The 21,336-nt window shown below is 52.0% G+C and carries 18 protein-coding genes; 7 read left to right on the top strand and 11 right to left on the bottom strand.

From position 1 onward, the window contains the following. Nucleotides 1–41 precede the first annotated feature (41 nt). From trxC to P2G53_RS01140, 5 genes are all read left to right on the top strand, one after another. Complete coding sequence (gene trxC / locus P2G53_RS01120) at nt 42–470, top strand: thioredoxin TrxC (RefSeq protein WP_275812489.1); 429 nt, start codon at nt 42–44, stop codon at nt 468–470. 81 nt (nt 471–551) lie between these two features. Beyond that, on the top strand, nt 552–1,442 hold the full coding sequence (locus P2G53_RS01125) for a pirin family protein (RefSeq protein ID WP_275812492.1): 891 nt from the start codon (nt 552–554) through the stop codon (nt 1,440–1,442). A gap of 133 nt (nt 1,443–1,575) precedes the next feature. Further along, entirely contained in the window at nt 1,576–3,858 is a 2,283-nt protein-coding gene (gene metE, locus P2G53_RS01130; RefSeq protein WP_275812495.1) for a 5-methyltetrahydropteroyltriglutamate--homocysteine S-methyltransferase, read from the top strand. 254 nt (nt 3,859–4,112) lie between these two features. Next, nucleotides 4,113–4,322, top strand: coding sequence for a cold-shock protein (locus P2G53_RS01135; RefSeq protein ID WP_275812498.1), 210 nt, complete (start codon nt 4,113–4,115; stop codon nt 4,320–4,322). Between the two features lie 137 nt (nt 4,323–4,459). Further along, complete coding sequence (locus P2G53_RS01140) at nt 4,460–4,768, top strand: antibiotic biosynthesis monooxygenase (protein WP_275812503.1); 309 nt, start codon at nt 4,460–4,462, stop codon at nt 4,766–4,768. A 52-nt stretch (nt 4,769–4,820) separates the two neighbouring features. On the opposite strand, the gene P2G53_RS01145 is transcribed toward P2G53_RS01140, so the two are convergent. The 7 genes from P2G53_RS01145 to P2G53_RS01175 form a co-directional block, all read right to left on the bottom strand. After that, complete coding sequence (locus tag P2G53_RS01145; protein WP_275812506.1) at nt 4,821–5,909, bottom strand: diguanylate cyclase; 1,089 nt, start codon at nt 5,907–5,909, stop codon at nt 4,821–4,823. Nucleotides 5,910–6,355: 446 nt separating this feature from the next. Further along, nucleotides 6,356–7,534: a 2-methylaconitate cis-trans isomerase PrpF gene (prpF, locus tag P2G53_RS01150; RefSeq protein ID WP_275812509.1), complete on the bottom strand. Its 1,179-nt coding sequence runs from the start codon at nt 7,532–7,534 to the stop codon at nt 6,356–6,358. Between the two features lie 121 nt (nt 7,535–7,655). Beyond that, nucleotides 7,656–10,259: a Fe/S-dependent 2-methylisocitrate dehydratase AcnD gene (acnD, locus tag P2G53_RS01155; protein WP_275812512.1), complete on the bottom strand. Its 2,604-nt coding sequence runs from the start codon at nt 10,257–10,259 to the stop codon at nt 7,656–7,658. A gap of 118 nt (nt 10,260–10,377) precedes the next feature. Further along, nucleotides 10,378–11,505 (bottom strand): 2-methylcitrate synthase, encoded by a 1,128-nt coding sequence (prpC, locus tag P2G53_RS01160; RefSeq protein ID WP_275812515.1) that lies wholly within the window; start codon nt 11,503–11,505, stop codon nt 10,378–10,380. A gap of 153 nt (nt 11,506–11,658) precedes the next feature. Continuing rightward, nucleotides 11,659–12,552 carry a methylisocitrate lyase gene (prpB, locus tag P2G53_RS01165; protein ID WP_275812518.1) on the bottom strand — a complete coding sequence of 298 codons (894 nt, stop codon included), beginning with the start codon at nt 12,550–12,552 and terminating at the stop codon, nt 11,659–11,661. Further along, complete coding sequence (locus tag P2G53_RS01170) at nt 12,542–13,252, bottom strand: GntR family transcriptional regulator (protein WP_275812521.1); 711 nt, start codon at nt 13,250–13,252, stop codon at nt 12,542–12,544. Before P2G53_RS01170 ends, prpB begins: the two co-directional genes overlap by 11 nt. A gap of 137 nt (nt 13,253–13,389) precedes the next feature. Further along, complete coding sequence (locus P2G53_RS01175) at nt 13,390–14,256, bottom strand: alpha/beta hydrolase (protein WP_275812524.1); 867 nt, start codon at nt 14,254–14,256, stop codon at nt 13,390–13,392. A 197-nt stretch (nt 14,257–14,453) separates the two neighbouring features. On the opposite strand from P2G53_RS01175, the gene pabB reads away from it, so the two are divergent. Then, nucleotides 14,454–15,797, top strand: coding sequence for an aminodeoxychorismate synthase component I (pabB, locus tag P2G53_RS01180; protein ID WP_275812527.1), 1,344 nt, complete (start codon nt 14,454–14,456; stop codon nt 15,795–15,797). Between the two features lie 37 nt (nt 15,798–15,834). On the opposite strand, the gene P2G53_RS01185 is transcribed toward pabB, so the two are convergent. Then, nucleotides 15,835–16,086, bottom strand: coding sequence for a hypothetical protein (locus P2G53_RS01185; protein WP_275812530.1), 252 nt, complete (start codon nt 16,084–16,086; stop codon nt 15,835–15,837). A 162-nt stretch (nt 16,087–16,248) separates the two neighbouring features. On the opposite strand from P2G53_RS01185, the gene cysK reads away from it, so the two are divergent. Then, nucleotides 16,249–17,736 (top strand): cysteine synthase A, encoded by a 1,488-nt coding sequence (cysK, locus tag P2G53_RS01190; protein ID WP_275812533.1) that lies wholly within the window; start codon nt 16,249–16,251, stop codon nt 17,734–17,736. 49 nt (nt 17,737–17,785) lie between these two features. Here the strand turns inward: cysK and P2G53_RS01195 are convergent, their stop codons facing one another. The 3 genes from P2G53_RS01195 to panD form a co-directional block, all read right to left on the bottom strand. Then, nucleotides 17,786–19,753, bottom strand: a complete 1,968-nt coding sequence (locus P2G53_RS01195) for a sensor domain-containing diguanylate cyclase (RefSeq protein WP_275812536.1) — start codon at nt 19,751–19,753, stop codon at nt 17,786–17,788. A 152-nt stretch (nt 19,754–19,905) separates the two neighbouring features. Further along, a complete protein-coding gene (gene thrH / locus P2G53_RS01200; RefSeq protein ID WP_275812539.1) occupies nt 19,906–20,523 on the bottom strand; it encodes a bifunctional phosphoserine phosphatase/homoserine phosphotransferase ThrH in 618 nt (205 codons plus the stop codon). Nucleotides 20,524–20,715: 192 nt separating this feature from the next. Continuing rightward, on the bottom strand, nt 20,716–21,150 hold the full coding sequence (gene panD / locus P2G53_RS01205; RefSeq protein WP_275812542.1) for an aspartate 1-decarboxylase: 435 nt from the start codon (nt 21,148–21,150) through the stop codon (nt 20,716–20,718). Nucleotides 21,151–21,336: the final 186 nt, after the last annotated feature.

Here is a 21,336-nt window from a genome sequence, read left to right on the forward strand (position 1 = left end):
CTACATAAAGGAGTTATCTGTCACCCGATTGTTGAGTCAATATGAACATAGTCTGTCCGACCTGTGGCGCGACCAACCGTATCCCGGAAACCCGCTCTCATACTGAGGGGAAATGCGGCAAGTGCAAACAACCACTCCACACCTTCACCCCGGCTGAGTTAACCGATGACTCAGCTGCGCATTACATTGAACGCAATGATCTGCCAGTATTGGTCGATTTCTGGGCCAGCTGGTGTGGTCCCTGTCAGATGATGAAACCGGTTTTTGAACGAACCGCAGCCCAATCAGAAACCCTGTTGTTTGCGAAACTGAATACCGAAACCGCGCCCCGTTTCAGCCAGCAGATGCATATCCGCAGCATCCCCACGCTGGTGCTGTTTCATCGGGGCCGGGAAGTAGCACGAATCAGCGGTGCATTGCAGGAACCACAACTTAAACAGTGGATATTGCAGCAGATGCAGCAGCTATAAGGCTGAGATTCGTCTGCCCTCCTTGCTGTTCGCAGCTCAACTTCTACAGTTATGCTTGAGTGAACAACAAGGAGAGAACCAATGCTTGAGTCTGAGAGCCGCGCAACGTCCAATCCAACCTGTCAGTTACTACCGGCAAAAACTAAAGATCTGGGTGGCTTTTCAGTACGGCGGCTGTTTCCGACCATCGGCCGGAAAATGGTCGGTCCCTGGGTTTTCTTCGACCATGTGGGGCCAACCGTTTTCCCTGCCGGAAATGGCATCAATGTCAGACCGCATCCACATATTGGCATCGCCACGGTCACTTACCTGTTTGAGGGTGAAATCTTACACCGCGATTCACTGGGCAACCTTCAGACAATCACCCCCGGTGCGATCAATCTGATGGTCGCCGGCTCAGGCATTACCCACTCAGAGCGTGAACGACCTGAAGTTACTGCCACAGATCACCCGCTACATGGGTTACAGCTCTGGCTGGCGCTGCCCGAAGAGTCGGAAGAAACAGACCCGGCATTCTTTCATATTTCCGCCGCTTCAATTCCGGCGGTCGATGTTGAGGGGGTACCTGTACGTGTGCTGATGGGGAGCGCCTATGGCGTCACTTCTCCGGTGCCCTGCTTTTCACCAACTCTGTATATTGAGGCGGACCTCAAGCCGGGCCAGACACTTACCCTACCCGATGCGGAAGAGCTCGGTATTTATACAGCCACGGGAGAAATCAAGATCGGCATAACCACTGTGCCAGAACACTCTATGGCAGTGGTCGAAACAGCCAAGTCTGTACGCATTGTTGCAACAGAGGCGACACGGCTTGCCATGATTGGCGGCAACCGTTTATCACCCCGCTTTGTTGACTGGAATTTTGTCTCCAGTTCAAAATCACGTATTGAGCAAGCCAAAGAGGACTGGCGGCAGGGACGTTTCGCCAAAGTTGTGGGTGATGAAATTGAGTTTATCCCCCTGCCTGACTGAGCCAACCTTCTCTTTGATGAATAAAATTCAATTTATATAAAAAATAAATCGTTTTTATTCATGTTAGAACCCCTTAATAATGAATTCATATCATCAATTACAACCAATACATGAATTTTATTAAGGAAATACCATGCAAACCCACATTCTTGGTTACCCACGGATCGGTGCAAAACGTGAACTCAAATTTGCCCTTGAGGCTTACTGGAACGGCTTGAGCGGTCGCGAGACCCTATCCGAGATTGCGCGTGAACTTCGCCACCAAAACTGGCAGGCCCAGATCGACAATCAATTGGGCTTTATCACTGTTAACGATTTCTCACTGTATGACCATGTGTTAGATCACAGTCAGCTACTGGGCGTGATTCCCGAGAGATTTCAGGACGGCAGCAGCGACGCTTTTGATACTTACTTCCGGATGGCCCGGGGCCGTGCCCCGTCCGGTACAGATCAGCGTGCCTGTGCCATGACAAAATGGTTTGATACCAACTATCACTATCTGGTGCCGGAACTGTCTGCAGATCAGGTTTTTGAGCTTAACCCGGGCAAACTCCTGACTGAACTGCGTGAAGCCAAACAACTGGGTCATCCTGTCAAGCCAGTCCTGCTAGGACCCATCACCTACTTGTGGCTGGCAAAATCCTGCCAGGCCGACTTTGACCGTCTATCACTGCTGCCATCGCTGCTGCGTACCTATCAGCTGTTGTTTGAACTTCTTGCAGATGAGGGTGTTGAATGGATCCAGATAGACGAGCCGGCACTGGTACTCGAACTTGAAGCCGATTGGGTTAATGCCTATACGACCGCATACCAGCAACTGAGCAATCCACGTATTAAAACGCTGCTCACCACCTATTTTGGTGGACTGGGTTCTAAACTTGAACAGATTGCACATCTACCGGTAGCCGGTTTCCATCTGGATTTGACCCGCAGCGGTAACGACTACCTCAAACTCGCCAGCCTGCTGGATCAGGATCAGATCCTGTCACTGGGTGTCATTGACGGGCGCAACATCTGGAAATCCGACCTGACACAGCTCAGCGATCAGCTGCAATCGCTGGCCGGAAAACTGGGTGAACGCCTCTGGTTGTCAAGCGCCTGCTCCCTGTTACATGTCCCGGTTGATCTTGAGCAGGAACAGGCGCTGGATGCAGAACTGAAATCCTGGCTCTGCTTTGCCCGGCAAAAACTCGCTGAACTTAATATCCTGGCGTCTGTGCTTGGCGGTGATCCCACTGACGCGCTGGATGATAACTTCCTCGCGTTAAAAGCACGTCGAGCCTCAACTCGTATCCATCAGCCAGCGGTAAAAGCGCGTTTGACGTCAATCACCCCCAGCGATGCCAGCCGTAGCAGCCCCTACGCAGAACGCGCTCCGTTACAGCGCGAGCGACTCAACCTGCCGCTCTATCCGACCACGACGATTGGTTCTTTTCCGCAAACCTCCGATATTCGTCAAGCCCGTTCGGCCCTGCGAAGCGGCAAACTGTCGGCGGGTGAATACGAGTACGTGATGAAACAACAGATCAAAACCTGCATTGAGTCACAGCAGCGCTATGGACTGGATATGCTGGTCCACGGTGAAGCAGAACGAAATGATATGGTGGAGTACTTTGCTGAATTTCTGGAAGGTTACGCCGTCAGCCAGTATGGCTGGGTGCAGTCCTATGGTTCCCGTTGTGTTAAACCACCCATTATTTTCGGCGATGTCAGCCGTCCGGAACCCATCACCGTGGGGTGGAGCCGTTATGCCCAATCCCTGACCGATAAACCGGTCAAAGGCATGTTGACCGGCCCGGTAACAATGCTGCAGTGGGCCTTTGTACGGGACGATCAGCCCCGCGCGACCACCTGCCTGCAAATTGCCCTGGCCATCCGTGATGAGGTCTGTGATCTGGAACAGGCAGGTATTCATGCGATCCAGATTGATGAACCTGCAATCCGTGAAGGCCTGCCGCTGCTGGCCTCTGAATGGCAGGCGTATCTGGACTGGGCAACCTTTGCTTTCCGGGTCAGCGCCAGCGGCGTCAAAAACGACACCCAGATTCACACCCATATGTGTTATTCGCAGTTCAATGACATTATGCCCGCCATTGCCGATATGGATGCTGATGTGATCACCATCGAAACCAGCCGTTCAAACATGAGGCTGCTGGAGGCCTTTGCTGACTTCGATTATCCAAATGAAATTGGACCGGGTGTCTATGATATTCACAGCCCCAATTTACCGGCGGTTGCCGATATGGTTAGGCTGATTGAACTGGCCGAACAGCAGATACCAGCGGAGCGGTTATGGGTTAATCCGGACTGCGGTCTTAAAACCCGTGGCTGGAAAGAGGTTTCAGCGGCACTGATCAACATGGTGGCCGCAGCCAAAACATTACGTGAGAACCGTCTTCTCGGTAAAACAGCCTGAATCCGGGGCACGTATCAGTTTCTGATACGTGCCTTCTTTCGGAATACATGATGCTGTCAAAAATAAAATCCAAGATTGATTGACTAATGAACAGAAGCGTTTATGATGGTGGCAGCTCGAAAGAAGACCTCGTATATACACTCCTCTACGCAGTTTTAGTCATAATTCTTCGTCCTGTAGTTTTAAAGTACCTGCCCTTTTTCCGCGTAAGTCTGCCTTATGGCAATCTAATTTAATGATCACAGGATATTATTATGTCTAATAAAATCACCGGCACCGTAAAATGGTTTAACGAAAGCAAAGGTTTCGGTTTTATCGAACAGCAGTCCGGCCCTGATGTATTCGCTCATTTCAGCGCTATTGTCAGCTCCGGCTTCAAAACCCTGAACGAAGGCCAGCAGGTTGAGTTCACCGTAAGCCAGGGTTCTAAAGGCCCACAGGCTGAAAATATCGTCGCTCTGTAAGACCGCCGATACCACCCCAGCCATCTAAGTTGGGGTCATGATATCAAGGGCAAACCTTTTCCGGTTTGCCCTTTTTTGTTAGCGTTGCCAGGCATATGACCGAACATTTATTCGGTACAGTCTGACTGGAGAAGCCTATGTATGTCGCTATGAACCGCTTCCGCATTGCCCTGGGGCAGGAAGAAACCTTTATCGAGATCTGGAAAAACCGCGAAACACATCTGGATGAAGTCCCGGGTTTCAAGAGTTTTCAGCTACTACAGGGTCCAACCACAGATGAGCACACGCTGTTTGCTTCCCACAGTATCTGGGAATCAGAAACCGCGTTCAGAAACTGGACCACATCCGAAGCGTTTCGCAAAGCTCACGCCAATGCCAAACCTGCCTCGGGTGTCTATCTTGGCCCACCACAATTTGAGGGTTTTACTGCGGTTTTATCGCAGTAAGCCAAAAAACAGGGGGCTAAAAAGCCCCCCATCTGATCTCCCATTCGATCGACTACTCGGTTTCCTTTTCCGGCTCTGATCGTTTTTTATGCCGCCGTTTATCGGCGTACATGCTCTTATCCGCTTTGTGGAGTAACTCTTCCGGCTCCAGATATTCTGTAGGTCCGGTCTCAGCGACCCCGATACTGATTGAAAAATCCACTCCGCGACTGGCCAGTTCTTCCTGCAGCCGAGTCCGGTAAACCTGTTCAGCATCTTCCCCAGTACAATCGGGCATGATGATGCAGAACTCATCCCCCCCACAACGGAAACAACTGTCTTCACTGCGCGACACACGACTGATTGAGCTGCCCAACGTACGCAGCACATCATCGCCTTTATTGTGCCCCTGTGTATCGTTGATCTGCTTGAAGTCGTTGATATCCAGATACACCACTGCAATGGTTTCAGCACGCCGCTGAGAAGCCCGCAGACAGCTTGTCAGAGTGTCGGTCAGGTGACGCACATTCAGCAGACCAGTCAACGCATCGGTGCGGGATAACTCCTCCAGCTGCTGAGTACGCAGGCGAACGCGATTTTCCAGGTGCAGCGCATACTCATCTGATTTCTGTTTCGAGATCTCAATCTCTGCCAGCAGGCTTCGGATATAGGTATCGAATACCAGAGTGACGTCAAACATCATCAGCTTTTCCAGTGCCGTTGAAGTCAGATGATAGGTGTCGTCATCACTGATTTCAGAACGCAGCACTGTGATAAGCAGCGTCTTCAATGTAAAAATCGCAGAAAGATAGAGTTTTGGTTCTACCCCGATACGTTTATGTACCAGACCGATTCGCAGCCGGTTATTAACATACTCAATGTCATACAGACCACTGAACAGATCAATTACATATTTACGCTGCGCGTGGCGCAGGCGGTTGAGGGTATCGGCGTCGCCGATCAGAAGCGCAATTTCAGGGATGCTGGTCTGGGTTTCATAAAAGCGGGCAACAATTTCATCAATACGGCTGTCAATAATTCCCTTGGCCTGACGCAGGGCGCCCAGATCAGCTTCATCAAGATCGAACAGATTTTTACGATGAGCAATCTCAAATTCACTGATTTTCATCTGTTCAAGGAGGGTAGTTTCAGTCTGTCTCATCCGGTTTCTCGTGGCGAAGTACACTTTTAACAAATCGCGTAACAAATCGTGATTCAATCATGTATCCATACGCCTCTATACAGCTAAAAAGCCACACAGCGCCTTACATGCAGCGCAAACTTTAAATGACACGGTGCTCTGTTCTAACTCCATGAGGGCTTCTATTCGAGTATAGATCAGAGGCTTGACACTCAAGAGCAGAGGTTTCAGAGAATGCCAAAAAATTTCGAAACATTTGTATGAATTTGTAATTAAAAACTGATCTAAATCAACAAAATTAGAATATTTCGCAGTTTAATTATTGCGCCCTTGCCTTCTGTATAAAAGATGATCAAAAAAAACCCACCAAAGGGTGGGTTAACAAGATCAGTCAGGGGTTGATAGGGACCCCTGACTGAAAGATCGAAACCGGAGGGTGATAATCCGGCTTCAAAGGCAATCTCTGTTCAGAAGGTATCACCCGGTATCCGCACAAAACCTTCCATCAAAACGCGTGCACTGCGGCTCATCACCGCTTTGGTTGCGGTCCATTCACCGTTCACCAGTGCTGCTGCCGCGCCAACCCGCAGCGTGCCGGATGGATGACCAAATGTTACGGCATCACGTTCAACGCCACCAGCCGCCATGTTCACCAACGTGCCGGGCACTGCAGCCGCAGTTGCAATGGCAACCGACGCCGTGCCCATCATTGCATGGTGTAATTTACCCATGGACAACGCACGCACACAGACATCAATATCGGACGCCGTGATCTGTTTACCGCTGGATGCTTCATAATCGGTCGCTGGTGCAACAAACGCCACCTTAGGGGTGTGCTGACGCGCGGCCGCTTCGGCGATATCCGAAATCAAGCCCATTTTAACCGCGCCATATGCACGAATTGTTTCAAAACGGGCCAATGCATCAGCATCCGAATTGATATCTTTCTGCAACTCGGTGCCGGTATAACCAATCTCTTCCGCATTCAGAAAGATGGTCGGAATACCTGCATTAATCATGGTAGCCTTGAAACAACCGATTCCCGGTACGTCCAGATCATCCACCAGATTGCCGGTGGGGAACATGGAACCTTCACCGTCGGCCGGGTCCATAAATTCAATGACCACTTCTGCAGCCGGGAAGGTCACACCATCCAGCTCAAAATCGCCGGTTTCCTGCACCTGGCCATTGGTGATCGGCACATGCGCCATGATGGTTTTGCTGATGTTTTTCTGCCAGATACGTACGGTGCAGATACCATTTTCAGGAATACGCGACGGATCTACCAGACCACCCGCAATCGCAAAGGCACCGACGGCGGCAGTCAGGTTACCGCAGTTACCAGACCAGTCGACAAACGCCTTGTTGATAGCCACCTGACCAAACAGGTAATCCACGTCATGATCCGGCTCTGAGCTTTTATCCAGAATGACGGTTTTACTGGTGCTGGAGGTGGCGCCACCCATGCCATCGATCTGCTGACCATAAGGGTCCGGGCTACCAATCACCCGTAGCAGGATCTTGTCACGGGCTTCGCCCGGTTGCTGGGCCGCTTCCGGCAGATCCTGACGACGGAAAAACACCCCTTTACTGGTGCCGCCACGCAGGTAAGTCGCCGGAATCTTAATTTGCGGTACGTGAGCCATGTTAATGCTCCTCTACCCCATCAGTAGAAACAGATAAACCGATGAGTAAAAAACTGATTTATAAAAACAGGTGAGCAGGTCACAGAGCCGGTTTAACCGGCCCTGCTCGCCGCTTGCAAACTTATGCCTGACCCAGGAAGTCCTTGGCAAACTTCTGCAGCACACCACCCGCTTTGTAAACGTCTACTTCAGCAGCGGTATCCAGTCGCGAAGTCACCGGTACTTCAACTACATCACCGTTAGCGCGCTTGATCACCAGTGTCAGTTCACCACGCGGAGCCAGATCACCTTTAATGCTGTAGGTTTCAGTGCCATCCAGTGCCAGCGTCAGGCGCGTAGTGCCTTCGTGGAACTGGACTGGCAATACACCCATACCAATCAGGTTGGTACGGTGAATACGCTCAAAACCTTCAGCGACAATCACTTCTACACCTGCCAGACGCACGCCTTTAGCCGCCCAGTCACGTGAAGAACCCTGACCGTAATCCGCACCCGCTACCACGATCAGGTTCTGACCACGGTTCATGTAGGTTTCAATGGCTTCCCACATGCGCATCTGCTGACCTTCCGGTTCAACCCGCGCCAGTGAACCCTGAATCACGTTACCGTTTTCATCGCGGCACATTTCGTTCAGCAGTTTCGGGTTCGCCAGGGTGGCACGCTGAGCCGTCAGGTGGTCACCACGGTGCGTTGCATAGCTGTTAAAGTCTTCTTCCGGCAGACCCATCTTGTGCAGGTACTCACCGGCCGCACTGTTCATCAGAATCGCATTGGAAGGCGACAGGTGATCGGTGGTGATGTTGTCCGGCAGAATCGCCAGCGGACGCATGTCGGTCAGAGTACGCTCACCCGCCAGTGCACCTTCCCAGTACGGCGGACGACGAATGTAGGTCGACATTGGACGCCAGTCATACAGTGGGCTTTCTGCCTGCTCTTTTTCACCCAGATCAAACATCGGGATGTAGATCTGCTTGAACTGTTCAGGCTTCACACACTGCGCCACAATCGCATCAATCTCTTCATCGGATGGCCACAGGTCTTTCAGCGTAATCTCTTTACCATCCACCACGGCCAGCACATCGTTTTCAATGTCAAAACGCACGGTACCGGCAATTGCGTAAGCCACAACCAGTGGCGGTGATGCCAGAAATGCCTGTTTAGCATACGGGTGGATACGGCCATCAAAGTTACGGTTACCGGACAGTACCGCAGTGGCATACAGGTCACGGTCGATGATCTCCTGCTGAATCACTGGATCCAGCGCACCGGACATGCCGTTACAGGTGGTGCAGGCATAGGCCACAATACCAAAGCCCAGTTTTTCCAGTTCAGTCAGCAGACCGGCTTCTTCCAGATACAACTTGGCCACTTTAGAACCCGGCGCAAATGAGCTTTTCACCCATGGCTTACGTACCAGGCCCAGTTCGTTGGCTTTTTTCGCCAGCAGACCGGCAGCAACAACGTTGCGTGGGTTAGATGTATTCGTACAGGAGGTGATCGCAGCGATAATCACCGCGCCATCCGGCATCAGACCTTCGGCTTCTTCGGTTTTGCCGGAGGCCAGTTTGGCTTCGTCGGCGATACCCCGTTCAGCCAGTGCAGAGGTTGGCAGACGACGGTGTGGGTTAGATGGACCGGCCATGTTGCGAACAACAGAAGACAGATCAAACTCCAGCACGCGTTCATATTCCGCATTTTCCAGTGCAGTCGCCCACAGACCAGTTTCTTTGGCGTACTGTTCAACCAGAGCAACCTGCTCCGGTTCACGGCCGGTCAGTGTCAGATAATCAATGGTCTGCTCATCGATGTAGAACATCGCCGCAGTGGCACCAAATTCAGGAGTCATGTTGGAGATGGTTGCACGGTCACCGATGGACAGGCTGGACGCGCCTTCACCAAAGAACTCAACGTACGCACCTACAACGCGCTCAGCGCGCAGGAACTCTGTCAGGGCCAGCACGATGTCGGTCGCAGTGATGCCCGGCTGACGTTTGCCCGTCAGCTTGACACCTACGATATCCGGCAGGCGCATCATGGAAGGATGGCCCAGCATCACTGTTTCAGCTTCCAGACCACCCACACCCACAGAAATAACACCCAGTGCATCAACGTGTGGCGTATGTGAATCGGTACCGACACAGGTATCCGGGTAAGCAACGCCGTCACGGTTCTGCACCACTGGCGACATTTTCTCCAGGTTGATCTGGTGCATGATGCCGTTACCGGCAGGAATCACATCCACGTTTTCAAACGCAGTTTTGGTCCACTCGATGAAGTGGAAACGGTCTTCGTTCCGACGGTCTTCGATGGCACGGTTTTTCTCGAACGCATCCGGATCAAAACCCGGTGCTTCTACCGCCAGCGAGTGGTCAACAATCAGCTGAGTCGGCACAACCGGGTTCACCTGAGACGGGTCACCACCCTGCTCTGCAATCGCATCACGCAGGCCGGCCAGATCCACCAGCGCCGTCTGGCCAAGAATGTCATGACATACCACACGGGCCGGGTACCATGGAAAATCCAGGTCACGTTTACGTTCGATGATCTGTTTCAGCGCATCGGTCAATGCTTCTGGCTCGCAACGACGAACCAGTTGCTCTGCCAGAATACGGGAGGTGTAAGGCAACGTGGCATAGGCACCTGGCTGGATCGCTTCTACAGCCGCACGGGTATCAAAAAAATCCAGTGCAGTTCCAGCCAACGGCTTGCGGTATTCAGTGTTCATAACGTACTCCATCGAGTCGCTCAATGGGTGTAGTCAGGCAGGCAAGGTGCCAGCCTTATGACAACCCAGTGTTATCTTTTTTGTCCAAAAAGGCGGCTGTAAGGCCGCCCTGTACCTGTTAGGGGCGCTGTTCGATCGGCACCCATGCAGAGCTTTCAGGACCGGTGTAATCCGCAGACGGACGAATAATCCGGTTATTGGCCCGCTGTTCCATCACGTGCGCAGTCCAGCCCGCAACACGGGAACAAACAAAAATCGGGGTAAACAGTTCGGTCGGAATGCCCATGAAGTGATACGCCGACGCATGGAAGAAGTCTGCATTACAGAACAGTTTCTTCTCGCGCCACATCACCGCTTCAACACGCTCTGAGACCGGATACAACACGGTGTCACCCACCTGCTCAGCCAGCTTTTTAGACCACTCTTTGATGATCGCATTACGTGGATCGGATTCACGGTAGATGGCATGGCCAAAGCCCATGATCTTATCCTTGCGCTCCAGCATGCCCATGATGGCCGCTTCAGCTTCATCCGGTGAGGTCCAGCTTTCGATCATGGCCATCGCGGCTTCATTGGCACCACCGTGCAATGGACCCCGCAGGGAACCGATCGCACCGGTAACACAGCTATGGATATCGGACAGGGTTGAAGCACAGACACGCGCCGTGAAGGTGGACGCATTGAACTCATGCTCTGCATACAGAATCAGAGACGCATGCATCACCTGAGTGTGCAGTGGATCCGGTTTTTTGTCGTGCAGGGTCCACAGGAAGTGTTCGCCAATGGAATCCGCATCTGTTTCAGTGTTAATGCGTTTGCCATGGTGAGCAAAGTTGTACCAATAGTTGATGATGGACGGGAATACCGCCAGCATCCGGTCGATGTGGTCATGCTGCTCGGAGAAGTCTTCTTCTGTTTCCAGGTTGCCCAGCATAGAGCATCCGGTACGCATCACATCCATCGGGTGAGCTGATGCAGGGATCTGTTCCAGTACCGCTTTCAGCGGCTCTGGCAGTCCACGCATGCCCTTAAGCTTGGCCTTGTAGGCATCCAGTTCTGCCTGATTCGGCAGTTTGCCGTACAGCAGCAGGTACGCCACTTCTTCAAACTGTGCGTTGTCAGCCAGTTCTTTGATATCGTAACCACGATAGGTCAAGCCGGCACCGGTTTTACCCACGGTGCACAATGCGGTTTCACCTGCGGATTGACCACGCAGGCCCGCGCCACCCAATTTTTTCTCGGCCATTATTAAGCTCCTGTTGTAGAAGATTGTGGGCTCTGACGGCCCACTTTTTCGTTCTATTTTCTCTTCAACTCTGGCTTGCAGATTCTGCAAGGTAACGCCTATCCGACACAGAGCGGCCTGAAGTATAGACAGCTCTCTGTCATGAATGGGGTCTTACTTGTTTTTACCCGCTGCGAACAGGGCATCAAGCTTCTGTTCAAAGTCGTGATAATTCAGGAAATCGTAAAGTTCCATGCGGGTCTGCATCGTATCGATGACCGCTTTCTGGTCACCGTCCTGCAGCAGATGTTCGTAGACATTCAGGGCTGCTTTATTCGCCGCGCGGAATGCAGAGAGTGGATACAGCACCATGCTGGCACCGTTTGCCGCCAGCTCTTCACGATTGAACAGTGGGGTCGCACCAAATTCTGTGATGTTCGCCAGCAGATGTGCACCGTTAATGCCATCAGCAAAGGCTTTGTAGTCTTCCAGGGTGTGAACCGCTTCAGCAAAGATACCGTCAGCCCCGGCTTCCAGACAGGCCTGGGCGCGCTCTACAGCGGCATTGAGACCTTCCATCTGGAATGCGTCAGTACGGGCAATGATAAAGAAGTCATCATCGGTTTTGGCATCAACCGCTGCTTTAACACGGTCAACCATCTCTTCCAGAGAGACGATCTCTTTATTAGGACGGTGGCCACAACGTTTCTGTGCAACCTGGTCTTCAATATGAACCGCAGCCGCACCGCCTTTAATCATCTCTTTAACAGTGCGTGCGATGTTGAATGCACCGCCCCAGCCGGTGTCGATATCGACCAGCAGAGGTGTTTCAACGGCGCTGGTAATCCGGCGAACATCTTCCAGCACATCATTCATTGAAGTCATACCCAGATCAGGCAGACCGTAAGAGGCATTAGCCACACCACCGCCAGACAGGTAGATGGCACGGTGACCTACACGCTCTGCCATCATGGCATGATAAGCGTTTACGGTACCTACGATTTGTAGCGGTTTGGTTTCAGCCAGCGCTTTGCGGAAGCGCGCGCCTGCGGACAGATTATTTGCCATTTTTCTCACCTTCTAACGCAGTGTTCAGCTTTTCTTCTATGTTTTTACGCGCCGCACCGATGTGACGCCGCATCAGCATCTCCGCCAGCTCCGGATCTCGCGCCTCTATGGCATCCAGAATCTGGTGATGCTCCTTCAACGCCCGCTGGGGACGACTGCTGGAGACACTGAACTGATATCGATACATCCGCACCAGGTGGTAAAGATCCCCGCCCAGCACTTCCAGCAGCTTGGAATTTTTGCTGCCGTTAACGATCCGGTAATGAAAGTCGAGGTCGCCCTCTTTCTGGAAGTAGGAACGGCCATCCAGCTCCTTGATGCTCTGCTCATGGACATGTAGCAGGGAACGCAGACTGGCAATCTCCTCTTCGGACATATTCTCGGCGGCCAGCCGACATGCCATGCCTTCCAGGGCTTCACGTACCCGGTAGATCTCTACCAGTTCCTTGAGCGACAGCTTAACGACCCGAGCACCGATGTGCGGCTTGCGCTCAACCAGGCGCAGGCCTTCCAGACGTCGAATCGCTTCGCGCAGAGGTCCGCGGCTGATCCCGTAGATACGGGCCAGTTCGGGTTCGCTGATCTTCTGACCGGGAGGAATCTCACCTTTAACGATCGAGGTGATAATCTGTTCACACACACGGTCAGCCAGGGTACGGCTTTCAGATTGAAAAACCTGACTTACATTTGTCTCTGTCATCACAATCCTTCTTAGATTGTCGACAATTTGATTGCTGGCTCACAATACAGAGTCAAAAAATGACCGTCAACCAGTAAAACCTGAAAAATTGTCAACACTATACAAAAGTTATAGCTTTATCCGCCTGGCTTTGGTGCTTACTGTCCCAAAAACCGTAGTAACTCTTTATTCATTACCTGGGCGATCTGCCGGGGTTTCTGATACGGCAGCGAATGATCAGTGCCGGGAATCATAAAGTAGTGCCAGTTGGGCATCCGTTCTGCCAATTCCATCTGGTACTGATGCATCAGATCCACACTGTTACCACCTATGAAGCTGGTCACATCGCCCTGCGCCGCAACCAGCCCTTCCCTGTCCAGCGTACGACTGGCCTGCGTCACCGCATCCAGTGCATTGGCAAACCCCTCTGGTCGGGCCGATAAACGTTCGATTGTGGTTTTTTCAACCATCGGTGAGACCTTGCGGTTGGGAGAGATCGTATCCAGAAACCGACTGACTCCCGCCTCTATGGCATGCTGCTGGCGCAGGTGTATCGCCGCTTCAGAAAGCTCCTCACGCAGAATCAGTGTAGTTTCCCAGCATGGTCGGTCGAGAATGGCGGACTCCAGCAGATACTGCTTGTGTACACGCTCCGGAAACGCCTGCTTAAACTGCAGGCTCACCAGTCCGCCCAGTGAATAACCGCCCAGATCAAACTGCCACCAGCCCAGATGGTCCACCAGCGCCTGCAGGTCATTTACCAGTGCCTGTACCGTATACGGATGTTCATGGCCATCAGGAGCATGGGTATCGCCCATCCCCCGCTGGTCAGGCACCAGTATTTCGGACCAGTGCTCCAGAAAGGCGGCAAATGCGGCCCAGGTGTCTAAACCTGCAACGCCGGCACCATGTAACAGGACCAGTCTGCGCGGTTGTTTCACATCAGGGTTACGGAATATTCGGTAGGTAATCTGCTGATCGGGCAGGTTTAATTGTGCGGTGTGTGCCGGCAGGGGGTTAAACACAGCTTTCCTCCTGTAATCGATAGACTGATTGTGGAGGATACCTGCCAATCTGTCGACAATCTTTGGTCTAGTCAGTTTCTCTATTCAACATGGACACACCCGAGAGCGTTAAATACAATCGCATCTGCATCGCTATGCGTGCGTATTTGGGTTGATTGCCGACCCTCATAGGATGCCTACCCGGAGCCTTCTGACTTTTGCAACCCATTCAGCAACGCCCTCTGCCCTACCGGATTGACAGTCTGACGCTGTGTGAGCGCCTGCGGCCTCTTGGCGATCTCATTTTTCTCGACAGTGGCCGTCCCGCCTGCCCCTGGGGGCGCTTTGATATTATCGCTGCCGCTCCGGTAGAAAAGATCACCTGTACCCAACAGGCGTCAGACAATCCTTTTCCGGCACTGGACAGCCTGTATCGACAGCATGCGCTGAACATTGCGCAAGCGGACCATCTGCCTTTTGTTGGTGGCCTGATGGGATACTTCAGTTATGACCTGGGCCGCCGGCTTGAGCAACTGCCGCAACAGGCTGAAGCCAGTTATGCCCTACCCGATCTGAACCTGGGCCTCTACCTCTGGGCAGTGGTGGTTGATCATAAACTACAGCAAAGCACGCTGGTGGCCAGTCCTCTGGTCGAGCACACTCTGCTTGATCAGATAGAATCCCGGTTATTGAGTGATACCGCACCCGACACTAATCACTTCAATCTGACACAACATTTCCAGTCGAATATCAGTGCTGATGAGTACCGCCAGAAACTGGCAAAGATTGATGACTACATCCATGCCGGTGACTGTTATCAGGTCAACTTCGCGCAGCGCTTCCAGAGCCAGTATGAAGGCGACCCCTGGCAGGCGTATCGCCTGTTAAGAGCGGTGGCGCCCACGCCTTACTCGGCCTATATCGATACAGACGAGGGTGCCATTCTGTCCCTCTCTCCGGAACAGTTTCTTCAGGTCCGCAACGGAGAGGTACAAACCCGTCCCATTAAGGGCACCCGGCCCCGTTCGGCAGATCCGACTGAAGATGCTGCCCTCAAAACCGAGCTGCAGCAGTCAACCAAAGACCGCGCCGAGAACCTGATGATTGTTGACCTGTTGCGTAACGACCTGAGCCGGGTATGTGAGCACAACAGTGTTAAGGTACCCGAACTGTTTAAGGTGGAAAGTTATGCCAATGTTCACCACCTTGTCAGCACTGTGACCGGCAAGCTACCCAAAGATGGCTCTGCGGTAAATCTGCTGGCCCACTGTTTTCCCGGCGGTTCGATTACCGGCGCGCCCAAAATCAGGGCAATGGAGATTATTGAGGAGCTTGAACCCCATCGCCGCTCTATCTACTGCGGCTCTATTGGTTACCTGAGCCTGTGCGGCCGGATGGATACCAGCATCACCATCCGTACCCTGCTTTGCGAAGGTAACTCGATCTACTGCTGGGCCGGTGGTGGTATCGTTGCGGATTCCATTATCGATATGGAATATGAAGAAACCTTCAATAAAGTAAATAACTTACTGGATTGTCTTAACAGCACATCTAAAGTTTGACTGACTCCTCAATCAGGTATTTCTTTTCCCCTGCCTATCAAAAATAGCGCAGTAAAAGATACAGAATCATCAGCACACAGATCACAATGCCAGGTATGGCGATCCGCGAGACCTTCTGAAACCGCTGCACCGCCTGTTGCTGCAACTTAATTGAGGTATCCATCTGCAGACGGGTACGTTCAATCTGCTCTTTAGCAATCGCCAGGTGTTCTTCCTGCCGGGCCAGCGCCTGTTTCTGATTATCCCTGATCTCTCTGAGCAGATCGAGTATTGCGTCATTATCAGCCATGCCAACCTCCGTTTCTGTTTAACTGCTGAGCGTAAAACAATACCAGCTCTGCTCAACAAGATGCCATGCTACAGAGGCGAGATGTTTACTGATTTTTCCCCGGCTGACAGCTAAGGTGTAATGAGTCGACATCTTTAAGATCTGCTACCCGGAAGCAATAGCATGAAAGCCTGCAACAGTATTCTCGACACTATCGGCAATACCCCGCTTATACGGATTAACAAACTTGCTCCAGAGCATGTAAATCTATATGTCAAAATGGAGGCGTTTAATCCTGGTGGATCGGTCAAAGATCGGCTGGCGCTGGGCATAATCGAAGATGCTGAACGAAAGGGGCTGCTGCAACCGGGTCAGACCGTCGTCGAGGCCACCAGTGGCAATACCGGGATTGGTCTGGCCGTCGTCTGCGCCCAGAAAGGTTACCCTCTGGTGGTGACCATGGCAGAAAGCTTCAGTGTCGAGCGCCGCAAACTGATGCGTTTTTTAGGTGCCCGGGTTGTACTCACACCGGCAGCGCTTAAGGGCACCGGCATGGTCCAGAAAGCCCGCGAGCTGTCAGAAGCACATGGCTGGTTTCTCTGCCGACAGTTTGAAAACGAAGCCAATGCCGATATCCATAGCGCCACAACCGGGCCGGAAATTCTCGAGGCCTTTGAGGGGGAACCGCTGCATTACTGGGTTTCAGGCTACGGTACCGGCGGTACAGTCAAGGGGGTGGCCCGTTACCTCAGTCGACACAGTCCGGACACGCGGATCATCGTCTGTGAACCCGATAATTCCAATCTGCTGAGTTCAGGCATCAAACAACAGCATAATCCGGACGGTTCTGCCGCAGTCAGCCACCCCAGTTTCCGGCCTCACCTAATGCAGGGCTGGACGCCCGATTTCATCTCTAAACTCACCGATGATGCCATTGCCGCCGACTGGATTGATCAGGTATTGCCTATTCATGGCCAGAACGCACTGGACTACGCAAAACGACTGGCACGGGAAGAAGGTATTTTTGTGGGTATCACCGCGGGCGCCACCTTTGCCGGGGCCGTGGAGATCGCCAACAATGCCCCGGCAGGTAGTAATATTGTCTGTATGCTGCCCGATACCGGAGAGCGCTACCTGAGCACCCCGCTGTTCGAACAGATATCGGAACAGATGACAGATGAGGAACTCGGACTGTCGGCATCAACCCCATCTGCTCGTTTTGATGCCCCACCGCCCGCGCCGTCGGCCACCGCACAAACATCTGCAACAGATGCCTCTGAGGCTGCCAAAACCTTTTTTAATGACACCATACATAACAAAAATGCCGCGGTAGTGGTCTTTGCGCTGGAGTGGTGTGAGTTCTGCTGGTCCATCAAGAAACTGTTTAACCAATGCAATATTCCTTTCACCAGCATTGACCTTGATTCAGCCACCTATCAGGACAATGATTTTGGCGGTGACATTCGTCGGGCACTGAATGCCCATACCGGTTGTATCACCATCCCACAGGTGTTTGTGAACGGTACGTTTATAGGCGGCTGCACTGAAACCTTTGATGCTTTCAGAGCCGGTACACTGCAACAGTCCCTCAAGGCTCTGGAGGTTGAATTCGATGAAACGTGCCCGCTGGACCCCTACACACTGCTGCCCAAATGGCTACACCCGAGATAACCCAAAACAACGACGGTGCGTCATTGATGTTCAACTGAAAACTGAGCCTCTATTTTGAGAAAAAACGATAGTGGCTGCCAAACATGGATTTAGCCAGATACATGGCACTGTCGGCAGAGCGTGTCAGTGTGGAAATTTCTTCTCCATCATCAGGATATATACCAATACCCATACTGAAATAGATACGAATAGTGCCGCAGGAAAGCTCATAGGTATGGTCAAGTCGTGCCAGAATCTTCTCCGCTACTCTTGCCACCGCTTCACGGCTTTCAGCTTCTTCAACCACCACCACAAACTCATCGCCACCGAGTCGCACGATACTGTCATTCTCTCGCATCTCCAGACGCAACCTGTCGGCGACCTGAAGCAATAACTCATCACCGACATGGTGACCATATTCATCATTAATCGGCTTGAACTTATCCAGATCGATAAACAGCACCGCACAATGGCTGTTATTGCGGCGGGCACGGGCAACCGCATGACCCAGGCGATCCTCAAACAAACTTCGGTTAGCCAGGCCTGTCAGTGGATCATGCAGTGCCATCGCATGCAGCAGTTTTTCCTGGGCCTTACGCTGACTGATATCTGTGAAAATCGCCACAAAATGGGTCATATTATGCTGACCGTCATACACTGCATTCATACTCAGCCGGACCGGTAGCAACCGACCATCGGCGAGTTTAATTTCCGTATCCCCCTGCCAGTGTCCCTGGTCCAGTATCGATTTCATCATCGCCTGACGCATCAAATCAGGCGTATCCGGGGCAAATAATCTGGCAAATCGGCCCTTCACCTCATTTTCTGTATAACCGGTCATAGTGCAGTAGGCCTGGTTAAGGCTCAACACAACTCCCGCACGATCAGCAATCAGAATGCCATCGCGACTGCCCTCGAGCACAGTCGCCGACAACCTCAGCTGATCTTCCACAGCCCGCTGACTGGTTTGATCCAGTACAAAAGCCAGTCCTCTGTCCTGACTACCTTCCAGCAGAGACCCACCGACAAGCACAGGGATACGTCGCCCGTTGCGATGAAACAACTCCTTGGCATAGGGCAGACAGTAACCACGCTCAAAAATATCCTTTATCGCCTGTTCATCCAGCTCCTGGTAGCCAGATGGCGTCAGATCACCCCAGTGAAAATCAGGTGCAGTCAGTTGCACCAGATCGTAACCCAGCATCTCCAGAGCAGCGGGGTTGGCATCCAAAATACGCCCGGAGCTATCCCACTCAAGAATGCCCAACATTCCTGATTGCGCGAGACTCAGATAACGCCGTTCACTGCGTCTGAGGCGCAATTCGGTTTCATGCAGTTCACCTATAATTCTGCGTGCCGTAATGATCGAACCAATCACCAGCAGCAACATGACGGATACGGTGGTATAGGTGGTAATCTTTTTTAACCAGCGAGAAGCGTCACTCATAATTGTCGAGAACTCAGTTTCAAGCTGATCAACCCGAACATGCAGATCTTCTATCCGTACAATCAGGTCAGAAAGTTCTTGGTCGCCCTTCTGAATTCTGGCGTGCACTTCATCACCCAGAAGCACCAGCTCTTCGATGATGACATCTCCCTGCTGCCAGATGCCTATTGCCTGGCTCATGTAACTGACATTCTGAAACAGCCTGAAAAAATAGATCAGGCTGGTAACATCATCGGGGTGGTTGTCTCCCTCCAGAAACCCCTGACGGGCCCCCTGCATATCAACGGGGTCACTTTGCAGAGCGATACGCGCTTTACGGTCGCCCAGAGGGATGGAAAGTTTTTCTTTAAACGAGCTGAAATGCTGGTCATCCTGATCAACGGCATAGCGATACAGAGACATCACCGCATCTTTCTGGGCTTTGGCCCACAAACCTTCACCACGGACGTAGGCGCGAACGCCGTTCATCGCTTCAGATTGCAGACAACCCAGAAAAAAGACAAAAAAGCTCAGCGTCAGTAACATGACGACAATGAAGATAACTTTGCTACGCATGGTATTGGCAGCAGAGGGGGATGGTACAAATGGCATATCCAGTTCAGCCCAAGCCTGGAATAGACCGGATCAGTCTACCCTGCATCGGACTGGACTGTCACCGGTTTGCGACAGGAAATGGTTAAACGGATGTATAGATTCCGTTCCGAACAGAGCCGTCCGGAACGGAAACAGGATAAACCATGCCCTTACAGGGACAGGTTACGGTTACTGGCTTTGAGGAACTCCTGCTTCAGTTCAGCAAAGGTGTGTACCGCAGGGAACTGAGGGAATTCGGCAATCACATTATCAGGCGCGTGGAACAGAATGCCAGCTTCTGCCTGTTTCAGCATAGTTGTATCGTTGTAAGAATCACCGGCAGCAATCACCCGGTAGTTCAGCAGCTGGAATGCGCGCACCGACTGCCGTTTAGGGTCACGCTGACGCAGGGTGTAATCGGTAATACGACCGTTTTCATCCACTTCAAGCTTGTGGCACAGCAGGGTTGGGAAACCCAGCTGACGCATCAGCGGCTGAGCAAATTCGTAAAAAGTATCGGACAGAATCACCACCTGGAAACGCTCCCGCAGCCAGTTGATAAAGTCAGCAGCACCTTCCAGCGGAGACAGTCGGCTGATGGTGTCCTGAATCTGCGGCAGGGTCAGGCCATGTTCATCCAGAATGCGCAGGCGTTGTTTCATCAGCACGTCGTAATCTGGAATATCCCGGGTGGTCGCTTTCAGCTCTTCGATACCGGTTTCTTCTGCAAACGCAATCCAGATCTCAGGGATCAGTACCCCTTCCAGGTCAAGACAGGCTAATTCCACAACGATCTCCTCATGGTATTCATGTTTATGCACGTGGCGAAGTGTCCACGACACAGGATGCGCGCCAATTTACCCTTACCTGAGAAGGCTTGCAATGCCCTGTTCCAGATTCAGAAGCCAGCAGATTGATGCACCGGGGATATGCCAATAAAAAAGCCACCCGAAGGTGGCTTGAAAAACAAAGAGGAAAGCTTAAATATCTTTTGGCTGCACCGGAATAGCGCGTTTTACGCTGGTCAGCTCATTACGCTGGTGCAATTCTGCATCGGTTGCACCAATACCGCCATCCGATTTGGCGTTTTCGAAGTAGCAAAGCGTTGGCTGGAATTCAGCCGCTTCTTTTTCATCCAGTTGAACGTAGGCACAGACGATCAGCAGATCACCTTTGCTGGCTTTATGCGCAGCAGCACCATTCACGGAGATAATGCCGCTGTTCTCTTCAGCACGAATAGCATAAGTCGTGAAGCGCTTGCCATTATTGATGTTGTAGATGTGAATCATCTCGTATTCACGAATACCGGATGCATCCAGCAGTACACCATCAATCGCACAGGAGCCTTCATAGTGCAGTTCTGCGTGAGTTACCGTCACGCGATGCAGCTTGGCCTTCAGGAATGTCTGCAGCATATTTAAAACCTGCGTTCTCTCAAACAGGCTGGAATAAACCAGCATCAATATTACCCTGCGATATCAAAGCATAAAGCAGGCCAGTTGAGGGCTAACTGAACTTTCAGTCAACGATCAGCCGGTGGCTGTTGCACCGCAACTTATCGGCCGCAACACCAAAATGTTTCAGTGTTACTGACCGTAAAA

Source organism: Neptuniibacter sp. CAU 1671 (genome assembly GCF_029222905.1).
Classification (GTDB): domain Bacteria; phylum Pseudomonadota; class Gammaproteobacteria; order Pseudomonadales; family Balneatricaceae; genus Neptuniibacter.